This is a genomic window from Aquisphaera insulae (assembly GCF_011064615.1).
GTDB classification, from domain to species: Bacteria; Planctomycetota; Planctomycetia; order Isosphaerales; family Isosphaeraceae; genus Aquisphaera; species Aquisphaera insulae.
Genome location: NZ_JAALJH010000102.1, coordinates 21790 through 28423, shown reverse-complemented (window position 1 = coordinate 28423; position 6634 = coordinate 21790). Strand labels below are relative to the sequence as shown.

Below are 6634 nucleotides of genomic sequence, written 5' to 3'. Positions count from 1 at the left end.
GAAGGGCCAGAGACGTCGGCGAGGTCGGGCGGGCATCATGCCAATCAGCTCCTGAATTCGGGGGTAGAGAGACGAGCCTTCACAACCGAGCGACGCACCGAATGGGCGTACCGTCGGACGAACCGGCCGGAGCCGAGCGATGGACTCCATCGCTCTGGCCAGGGCCAAAGGATTGCCTGTCAGCCGGACGGCCAGAGCATCGGTGCAGAATTCCCGATGGCGGCGGAGCGACCGCGAGAGCCAGCGGATGGCCGGATGGAAGAAGAGCAGCATCTCGACCAGGCGCTGGCAGAGGTTGACGACGTGGTCCGCCCGGCGGGCGTGGGCCAGCTCGTGGGCGAGTACGGCATCGATCGCTTCCGGGGCGGCCGTGGCAAGCCATCGACGAGGGACCAGGATGACGGGCCGAATCACGCCACACAGACAGGGCTCGGAGATCCTCGGATGGACGCGGACCAACGGAGGAGAGCCGAGCCTGAGAAGGCGGCAGAGCCTCGTCATGCTCGCCAGGACTTGGGCATCCGCGGGTCGAGAGGATCGCCGCAGCCGCCGTGTCGACGCCATCGCGATCGCCAGGAGGATCGCAAGGCTCAGGACGCAGACAGTCCAGCACGCCAGCACGAACGGCCCGGCCATCTTCGCCGCATCGGCGGCTCGTTCGACCATCGAGGAGGCCTCGAGAAGTTGCGGTCTCGAAGAAGTGTCCACTTGCTGGCGGGGAATGGCGCCCGCAAGCGCGGGTTGATCCTCTGCAATGAACCAGACCTGTTGGATGGATGAGACAGCAGTCTCGTCCTCTCGCCGCGGGCTGACGGCCTGCTGGAAGATGGCGACGGCCGGCGCACCGAGGACCACCACAATCAACGCGACGAGGCTCGCGTCGTGCCGAGCCCGATGTGAGCGTCGAGGCCGGGCCTCGAAGGCGATGGCCACGATGGCCGCCGCGAGCAAACCGAGCCAGGTCGCGTGCAGCAGGGCAAGCCAGACCAACTGGCCGCTCAGTCCGAGGAACGCTTCGATCGCGGTCGCTTGCACCGGCCACCCCCCTCCTGGGCCTTCTCCTTCGATCGGGTCTCATACGCATCAAGGAGCGATCGGATCCGGTCGAGCTCCTCGGCCGACGGCGCGGACTGGTCCAGCAAGTGGGAGACGAGCAGGCTGGCCGAGCCCTCGTAGGCTCGCTCGAACGTCTCCCCCAGCAGCGAGCGGAGCGTCCGATCGCGGGGCGCCGCCGGCTCGTACAGGAAGGCCCGCCCGTGGGGTGACCGCCGCAACAGGCCCTTCTCCGCCATGACGTTCATCAGGCTCATGACCGAGGTGTAAGCGCGCGGCGCGTCCTGCCTCGCATGGAGGACGTCCATTACGTCCCGGACCGTCCCCGGGGTATCCCGCTCCCAGAGGACCTTCAGGACCTCGAGCTCGCCGGGCGTCGGATGCTCGGCCTTCGGACGTGCCATCGCCGTGGACTCCCAGTCAGCAGACGGTGCCTCGCAAACCACGAGGTGGAGTCTACGGTTTTTGCCGTAGTTGTCAACGGGAAAAACCGTAGATAGGAAGAGCATCTCCCAGGCCACCGGGGGCAGGCGGGTTCATGAATCCAACCTACGTCGACGGCGGGCGGACCGGCAGGCGGACGATGAAGCGGGAGCCCTTGCCGGGGGTGGAGTCGACGTCGATGGTGCCGTCGTGGTCGCGGACGATGCCGTAGCTGATGGAGAGGCCCAGGCCGGTCCCCTTGCCGATCGGCTTGGTGGTGAAGAACGGGTCGAAGATCCGCGGGCGGATCTCGGGGCTGATCCCCCTGCCGTTGTCGATGATCTCGATCTGGACGTGGCCATCGTCGGCGCCGGTGCGGACGGTCACCTCGCCGCCGAGGGAGCAGGCGTCGATGGCGTTGGACATCAGGTTCATGACCACCTGGTTGATCCGGGCTGCGTGGCAGGTCACGCGGGGCAGGGGGGCGAGCTGCAAGTCGAGGCGGACGTCCTTCTCGCGGGCATGGCCCTGGATGATCGTCGCGGTGGACTGGATGCCCGCGTTGAGGTCGGCCTCGTTGACGTCCCCCTCGTCGAGGCGGGCGAAGAGGCGGAGGTCGTTGACGATCCGCCGGATCCGCTTCAGCCCCTGGCTCGTCCGCTCGAGGAGGTCCGGCAAGGTCGTCAGCGTCTCGTCGAGGGCCACCGCCTGGCGGAGCTCGGCGATCATCCGGGCGGTGCGGGGGGCCTCTCGCTCGATGAGGGGGCCGGCCTCCTCGTGGAGCTTGAGGATCTGGACGATCTCGGCGAAGTCGCGGTGGAGGATCGCCACGTTGTTGGTGATGAAGGCCAGGGGGTTGTTGATCTCGTGGGCGACCCCGGCGACCATGGCGCCCAGGCCGGCCATCTTCTCGTTCTCGACCATCAGGGCCTGGGCCCTCTTGAGGGCCTCGTTCGTCTCCCGCTCGGTCTTCATGGCGGTCTCGAGCAGCCGATTCTGCTCCGCGAGCTTGCTCTCGAACTCCTTCCGTTCGGTCGTGTCCGTGTTCGAGCCGGCCATCCGGAAGGGGTTGCCGTGGGAGTCGCGGAGGACCACGGCCCGCGCCAGGATCCAGCGGTAGGCCCCGTCCTTGGTCCGCATCCGGAACTCCTCGGAGAAGCCCCGGAGCCGGCCGCCCAGGTACTGCTTCACGGCCATCATGACCCGGTCGTGGTCCTCGTGGTGGATTCGCGACTCGAACTCCGAGAAGCTCGGCCCGATCTCGTTATCCTGGTAGCCGAGCTGCGCCTTCCAGCGAGAGGAGAAGAAGACGCTGTCATTCTCGATGTCCCAGTCCCAGAGGCCGTCATTGGAGCCGCGGACGGCCAGGGCGAACTGCTCGCGGCTCCTGCGGAGCTGGTGGGCGTACTCGGCCTGGCGGGCCAGGCTCCTCCAGATCAGCCAGAAGAAGGTCAGCAGGCAGATGAGGAAGGAGCCGAGGAGCGCGGCGAAGACGACGATCGCCCAGACGTCGCTGGATCGCGCCCGCTCGATCCGGGCCTGGAGGACGTTGCGCTCCGCCTCGATCATGGCACCGAGGATCGCGCGGGGCTCGTCCTGCGAGTTCATCCGCACCTCGGCGGCCGTCGCGTCGGGGACCTGATTGGGCCCCAGCAGGCGGCGGGTATCGATGAGCGTCCTCATGGCCGCGAATTTGGCCTGGGCGGAGAGGGCGAGGCGGCCGATCCGCCGCTGCTGCTCCTCATCGCCGGCCATCAGGCCGCGGAGGGCATCCAGCTTCTTGAGGAAGTGCGCCACGCTCTCTTCGTACGGCCCCAGGAGGTTGTCGTCGGCGGTGAGCAGGTAGCCCCGCTGACGGTCCTCCGCGTCGTCGAGGATCGTGAGCGCCTCCTGGATCTCCGCGAGCGTGGCGTGCGAGCGAGACACGCCGTCCCGGTCCCGGATCATCCGGAGCGTGGTCCGCACGGCCGTGGTGGCGATGACCCCGACGATGACGACGATCGCCCCCAGCAGGATCATGATCCGCGTCTGGTTGGAGAGCCGTTGTGGCATGTCCATGACCTGGGTCTCGATCCTCCGCGGCTCAGTCCTGGTCCTTCTTGCGGGGCGGGATGCGGAGGCCCATGGCCGTCATCAGGAGCTGGAGGTCCTCCCACGCCTCCTTCTTGGCGGACGGTGTCCGCAGGAGGTACGAGGGATGGTATGTGGCGATCGTCGGTATCCCTCGATAACGATACCACTTGCCTCGGAGCCGGCCCATGCTCAGCCCCGTCTTCAGCACGCCGACGGCGGCGGTGCGGCCCAGGAGGCAGAGGAACTCCGGCCGGACGACCTCGATCTGCCGCTCCAGGAAGTGGATGCAGTTGGCGGATTCCTCGGGTTGGGGCGGGCGATTCTCGGGCGGCCGACACTTGAGGATATTGGCGATGTAGACCTCGTCCCGCTTCAGCCCCATCCCCTTGGTGATCATGTCGGTGAGCAATTGCCCCGCCTTGCCGACGAAGGGCCGGCCGGTGCGGTCCTCGTCGGCGCCGGGGGCCTCGCCGATGAACATGAGGCGGGCGTTCGGGTCGCCGTCGGCGAAGACGGTCCGGGTCCGGTAGGCCACGAGCTCCGGGCACTTGCGGCAGCCGGCGGCCTCCTCGGCCAGGTCCTTGAGGACGACCAGCCGCTCCGCCGCCGCCAGGGCCGGAGAATCGAACCCGGACTCCTGGAAGAAAGAAGCCGCGGGGGCGGTCGCCGCCGCCGGCGCCGCGGGCCTGGCCGGCGCAGGCCGGCCCTCGGGGCGCGGGGCGACGGTGGGCTGCGGGATTGCGGGCGCCGGGCTCGAGGGAGCGGCCGGGAGGATGGTTCCGGGGTCCCCTTCCGCGGCGAATCCGGCCGCGTCGGGGCCGGATGCCGTCCGCGCCCCGGGGGCCCGCCGCGCGAAGACAGGGGCGAACGGGACCTCTTTCACGCCGGCTCGCAGCAACGACTCGAGCCGCTGCCTCACTTCCTTGACCATGATGCGGACCGCGTCGGCCGCGTCGGCGTCGCTCAGATGCTCGGGATCGCTCTGCACGGAGGGACCTCGTCGTCAGGCGCTTTGGTTTCGAGAGACGTCCCGTGGCCTCAGGGCTGGTCAACCTGCCTGGCCGGCCTGGGATGGGGATTGAAGGACGCCTTGATCCAGCGCCGCCAGGCGCCGGCATCGTAGCCAAAGTCCTGGCCGGTGAGCCTGGTCAAGGCGGCGAGGACCTCGGTGTTCTGGTACGAGTCGGTGACGATGCGAGGGATCGGGCCCCGGCCGGAATATCCCCCGCCGACCCCGACGCTCATCGGGACGCCGAGCGGATTGTTGTTCAGGAGCTGGGCCGGGCTGAAGAAGGGGACCGAGTAGGCGCCGTAGGCGACGGCCCCCGGCGCCATGGCCGGTGGCGTCAGGTAGGCGAGATGACTGCTCGTCATGCCGATCAGCGCGGGGGAGGGACCGACGGCCGTCGCCGTGGTCGTGGAAAAGCCCGAGGATTCTCCCTCGCCGGGCATGACCACGCGATCCACCGTGGTCACGAGGGCCGCGGCGAGCTGCGGCACGGCGGAGACGGCGTCCAGGCCGGCCAGCGTCCAGGCGGCCCGGTTCACGACCCTGACGTCCTCGGATCGGAGGGCCTTGACGAGCTGGGCCACGACGGGCGCTCGCTCGCGCCGCGTCAACTCCCCAAGGATCGTCCCGCGTACGTCGCCGTCGGCCTCCGCGAGGATGAGCTTGACGAGCGCCTGAGACGCCTCCTTCCCCTCCATCTTGCCCAGGGCATGGGCCAGGAGGATCCGCAGGGACGTTTCGTCGTTGGCCAGCACCTTCACCAGCGGCTGGAGGGCTTCCCTGTCCTGGATCTTCATCACCTCGTTCTCGGCCTCGCGGCGGCGGTCCGGCGTGCCGTTCAATATCGCCTGCCGGAGGAGCTTGATCCGCCGCAGCCAGGCCGCCTGGGTCGAGCCGAGCTGGGCCTTCGCCTCGAGCTTCTCCTTCTCTTCCTCGCTGACCCACTTGCCGTGATACTTCACCAGACCTCGCGCCACGCGCACCTCGTCGGCCGTGAGCCATTTCCCCTCGTGGAGCACGTGGCCGAGCGTCTTGTGGGCCGGCTCGAAGTTCGGGTCCAGGCCCAGCGCCGCCTCGCAGTGGACGGCGGCCAGGTCATCGAGGTGTTGCCCGGCGCACCAGAGAGACAGGTCGTACTCTTCCCGGGCGCCGGCACGCGGCCGGGCGGACCGGGTCACGTACTCGTCCAGGGGGCTCGGGCGTGGGATCACGTCGAGGATCTGATTCGCGTCGAACTGGAGTGGCCGTCGCCCCTTCATGAGGAGCACGCGGACGTGGAGCGGATCCTTCGGGTCCTTCAGCACCTTGCCCTGGAGCTCCCCGCTGCCTCGCAGCACGATGGTGTCGGCGCGGGCACGTCCTCCCCGGGCGGCCACGAGGCCGATCAGGACGGCGAGCCCCATCCCACGCAATCGCCCGACGCCGAGATCTCGCCGCATGGTGGATTGGCCTTTCTGATCGAGAGCGTCCTACCCGCGTCCGGCCTCGCCGATTATTGTACGAGCATCGGCCAGACGTCTTCAATCGAACGTGCGCGAGAGGCCCTGTCATGAGCCAGTCGGTCGCGGAGCATCGTCGCGACGCCCCCGGGGTGCTCGACATCGCGGTGCTGACCGTCTCGGACACCCGGACCGTCGAGACGGACACCTCGGGGGCCCTGATCGTGTCACTCTCAGAGGCGGCCGGGCACCGCATCGCGGATCGGGCCATCGTCCCCGACGAGCCCGACCGCATGACCCCCCTCCTGGAGGGCTGGGCCGCGTCCGCGTCCGACGCCGTGCACGCGATCCTCGTCACCGGCGGGACGGGCATCAGCCCGCGTGATCGCACCTACGAAACCGTCTCGGGCCTCCTGACGCGCCATCTGCCGGGCTACGGGGAGCTCTTTCGGATGCTCAGCCATGCCCAGATCGGCCCGGCCTGCATGCTCAGCCGGGCCGTCGGCGGGCTCATCGGCCGCGTCCCGATCCTGGTCATGCCGGGCTCGCGGGCGGCGGTCGAGCTGGCGATGACGAGGATCATCCTCCCGGAGCTCCCCCACCTGGTCCGCGAGGCCCGAAAGAGTTGACGCGTCCG

The 6634-nt window shown here is 68.9% G+C and carries 6 protein-coding genes; 1 reads left to right on the top strand and 5 read right to left on the bottom strand.

What is annotated here, in order from left to right; translation table 11 throughout:
• The 5 genes from G6O54_RS31975 to G6O54_RS31955 form a co-directional block, all read right to left on the bottom strand.
• The coding region (locus tag G6O54_RS31975) for a M56 family metallopeptidase (protein WP_165233214.1) at positions 1–1035 on the bottom strand (1035 nt) is incomplete at its 3' end.
• On the bottom strand, positions 999–1457 hold the full coding sequence (locus G6O54_RS31970; protein ID WP_165233211.1) for a BlaI/MecI/CopY family transcriptional regulator: 459 nt from the start codon (positions 1455–1457) through the stop codon (positions 999–1001). The genes G6O54_RS31975 and G6O54_RS31970, both read right to left, overlap by 37 nt.
• Before the next feature lie 145 nt (positions 1458–1602).
• Positions 1603–3534, bottom strand: coding sequence for an ATP-binding protein (locus G6O54_RS31965; RefSeq protein WP_165233209.1), 1932 nt, complete (start codon positions 3532–3534; stop codon positions 1603–1605).
• Between the two features lie 25 nt (positions 3535–3559).
• Positions 3560–4537, bottom strand: coding sequence for a uracil-DNA glycosylase (locus tag G6O54_RS31960; RefSeq protein ID WP_250847188.1), 978 nt, complete (start codon positions 4535–4537; stop codon positions 3560–3562).
• Positions 4538–4587: 50 nt separating this feature from the next.
• A complete protein-coding gene (locus G6O54_RS31955) occupies positions 4588–5961 on the bottom strand; it encodes a HEAT repeat domain-containing protein (RefSeq protein ID WP_165233193.1) in 1374 nt (457 codons plus the stop codon).
• Between the two features lie 146 nt (positions 5962–6107).
• Between G6O54_RS31955 and G6O54_RS31950 the strand changes: the two genes are divergently transcribed.
• Positions 6108–6626: a MogA/MoaB family molybdenum cofactor biosynthesis protein gene (locus G6O54_RS31950; protein ID WP_165233190.1), complete on the top strand. Its 519-nt coding sequence runs from the start codon at positions 6108–6110 to the stop codon at positions 6624–6626.
• Positions 6627–6634: the final 8 nt, after the last annotated feature.

What these genes read in the sequence shown, in the direction of transcription:
- G6O54_RS31950 (WP_165233190.1), top strand. Translation starts at nt 6,108, where the DNA reads ATGAGCCAGTCGGTCGCGGAGCATCGTCGCGACGCCCCCGGGGTGCTC.
- G6O54_RS31965 (WP_165233209.1), bottom strand. Translation starts at nt 3,534, where the DNA reads ATGGACATGCCACAACGGCTCTCCAACCAGACGCGGATCATGATCCTG.
- G6O54_RS31955 (WP_165233193.1), bottom strand. Translation starts at nt 5,961, where the DNA reads ATGGGGCTCGCCGTCCTGATCGGCCTCGTGGCCGCCCGGGGAGGACGT.
- G6O54_RS31970 (WP_165233211.1), bottom strand. Translation starts at nt 1,457, where the DNA reads ATGGCACGTCCGAAGGCCGAGCATCCGACGCCCGGCGAGCTCGAGGTC.